Annotated in this window: 2 protein-coding genes; both read right to left on the reverse strand. The window is 60.5% G+C overall.

Annotation, left to right across the window (positions count from 1 at the left end; all coding sequences use genetic code 11):
• A partial coding sequence (locus QZ522_RS18860; RefSeq protein WP_294615265.1) for an FAD-dependent oxidoreductase occupies positions 1–1,824 on the reverse strand: 1,824 nt, incomplete at its 3' end.
• 86 nt (positions 1,825–1,910) lie between these two features.
• On the reverse strand, positions 1,911–2,918 hold the full coding sequence (locus tag QZ522_RS18865) for a helix-turn-helix domain-containing protein (protein WP_294615268.1): 1,008 nt from the start codon (positions 2,916–2,918) through the stop codon (positions 1,911–1,913).
• Between the last annotated feature and the right edge of the window lie 3 nt (positions 2,919–2,921).

A 2,921-nucleotide genomic window follows, 5' to 3' on the forward strand; every position in this document is an offset into this window, starting at 1 on the left:
GGCGGCATTGCTGAAATCATTGGGCGAGACCGCCTGAAGCAGGTCGCGCGCCTTGGGGCCCATTACCGCCAGCACACCTTCGCCTGCCGTCACATCGGTGATCACCACGGCCCGCTCGCCGATATGGCGGCGCAGCCATGTTTCATCCGCGAGCCGCGTGGCCGCCGGTGTGACCACAAGATAGGCCGTCTCCGACAGGCGGGTCACCGTCACATCGGCCTCGATCCCGCCGGTCGCATTCAGGAATTGCGTATAGACGATCCGCCCCACCGGGACCGACATGTCGGCGCCGCAAAGGTGGTTCAGGAACGCTTCGGCACCACTTCCCTCGACACGCAGCTTGCCGAAGGAGGACATGTCATACATCCCCACCCCGGTGCGGATCGCGCGATGCTCGGCGGCAGTATTGTCAAACCAGTTCTGGCGCTTCCAGGAATAGGCATATTCGCGGTCCTGGCCGGGATTGGCGAACCAGTTGGCGCGCTCCCAGCCGGCAAGCTCGCCCATCACCGCGCCATGATCGAGAAGCTGGGAGTGAAACGGCGAGCGCCGCACACCGCGCGCGGTGGCCTTTTGGCGATAGGGGAAATGATCGGCATAAAGCAGTCCGAGCGTTTCATGCGAGCGTTCAAAGAGATACCGCTTGTTGCCCTGAAAGGGCTGCATCCGCGAGATGTCGACATCGCCCAGATCAAAGGGCTTCGCGCCATCCTCCATCCATTGCGCGAGTGCCATGCCGGCACCGCCCGCCGACTGGATGCCGATCGAGTTGAAGCCCGCCGCGACCCAGACGTTATCCATCTCGGGCGCGAGACCAAGGTGATAGGCATCGTCGGGGGTAAAGCTTTCGGGACCGTTGAAGAACGTGTGAATCCCCGCCTCGCCCAGCATCGGCATACGGTTCACCGCCCATTCGAGGATCGGTTCGAAGTGATCGAAATCCTCGGGCAGCTGATCAAATTCAAAGCTCTCCGGGATGCCCGCCATGCCCCAGGGCTTGGCGTTCGGCTCGAACGCGCCCAGCATCATCTTGCCCGCGTCTTCCTTGTAATAGGCGCATTCATCGGGCACCCGCAGCACCGGCAATTGGGTCAGCCCGGCAATCGGTTCGCTGACGATATAGAAATGCTCACAGGCCTGAAGCGGTACGTTGGTGCCCGCCATGCGGCCCACCTCACGGCCCCACATGCCCGCGCAATTGACGATCATCTCGGCTTCGATATGACCCGCGCTGCCGTCTTCCCCGGCCCAGTCGACGCCGGTCACCCGGCGCCCCCTGCGGGCAAGCCCGGTAACCTTGACGCGCGCCCTGATCAGGGCGCCGCGCATCCGCGCCCCCTTGGCCAGCGCCAGCGCGATATTGGCCGGGTCGCCCTGTCCGTCCTTGTCGAGGTAAACCCCCGCAACCACGTCTTCAGTGTTGAGATGGGGGTACTTCGCCTTGACCTCGGCGGGGGTGATTTCCTCGACATCGACACCAAAGGCGCGGGCCATGGCAGCCGAGCGAAAGATCTCCTCGCGGCGTTCTTCGGTCAGGGCAACGGTGATCGAGCCAACCCGCTTGAAGCCGGTGGCGACACCGGTTTCCTCTTCCAGAGCGCCATAGAGTTCCTGGCTGTATTTTGCGAGTTTGGTCATGTTTGCCGTCGCGCGCAGCTGTGCGATCAGGCCAGCAGCGTGCCATGTGGTGCCCGAGGTCAGCTGTTTGCGCTCAAGCAGGACGACGTCCTGCCAGCCGAGTTTGGTCAGGTGATAAGCCACCGAACAGCCCACCACACCACCGCCGATAATGACCACACGGGCCTGGGAAGGAAGTTCGCTCATGTCAGCACTCCGAAAGAACTTGAATTCCCCTCCACTTATCATGATCAGGCGTCAAAAAAGGTGCCAAAAACGTCAAATATCGCCGGCTATTCTCCGGCGTTCAAGAAATCAATCGACGGGTCTCCGCCCAGGCGACGACGTTTGCGCAGAGCAAAAGGCGTGATTCCAAAGATAGATTTGTAAAGCGTGGAGAACCCGTTCTGAAATCCACAAGCGAGGCCAATTTCACGCACGCTCATAGTGGTGTTCAACAGCAGATTATTCGCCTTATTAAGCCGCATCTCTCGGCAAAAACCATTGGGGGTGGTGGCAAGATAGGTCTTGAACTTACGCTCCAACGAGCGGGTCGAAATACCGAGCTCGGCCACGATCTCGCCAATAGGCATTGGCTCTTCGATATTGGCCTGCATCAGGCGGATCGCTTGATCCAGATCCCGATCGCCGGTGATCGTGGGTTTGGCACCGGCAAAGGGTTGTAGTGAGGAATAGTCGCGCACCTGTTCATGCAGCATGATATTGGCCACACTTAACTGCGCCGCCGCCGAGGTGAGCCGACCAATCAGTGCCAGCACAATGTCAGTGGTCGCCCCCATTCCGGCACAGGTAATGACCGGACCATCTTCACTTGCCAAAGCATGGCTGGCCTCAAACAACCCTTGGCGTTCCCGCAGCAGAGCCGCGTTTTCCCAATGCGTCGCCCCGGCTCGCCGCTGGTCCTTCAGATATCGCGCCGCAGCCTCCGCCAGCAGGTAGACCCGTGCTCCCCGGTTGGTGTAGCTTTTAATCACCCGCCCCAGCGAGAGGCCCGGATGATCTGGATCTGTATTGCCCAGTACGAAGGCAAAATCCGCATCTGGACGATCCACATAGGGAGTGGTTTCCACCAAGAGCCCCGCCCGACAGGACAGCTGCCCGCCCTGTGCCGAGCGGAAGTATATTCGAAACGGCGGTTGGGCGAGCACCCGGTTGGCAATGCGCAGGGTATCCACAACAGCGGACATTTCCGTCAGCACAAAACCTTCGCACACCAGAATATCCACCGTCCAACTGGGGGACGTTGAAGCCAAGAGGCTTGTCGTAGTTTTCTTCGCCATGTA

The sequence above is a fragment of the uncultured Roseovarius sp. genome, assembly GCF_913054395.1.
Taxonomy (GTDB): Bacteria; Pseudomonadota; Alphaproteobacteria; order Rhodobacterales; family Rhodobacteraceae; genus Roseovarius.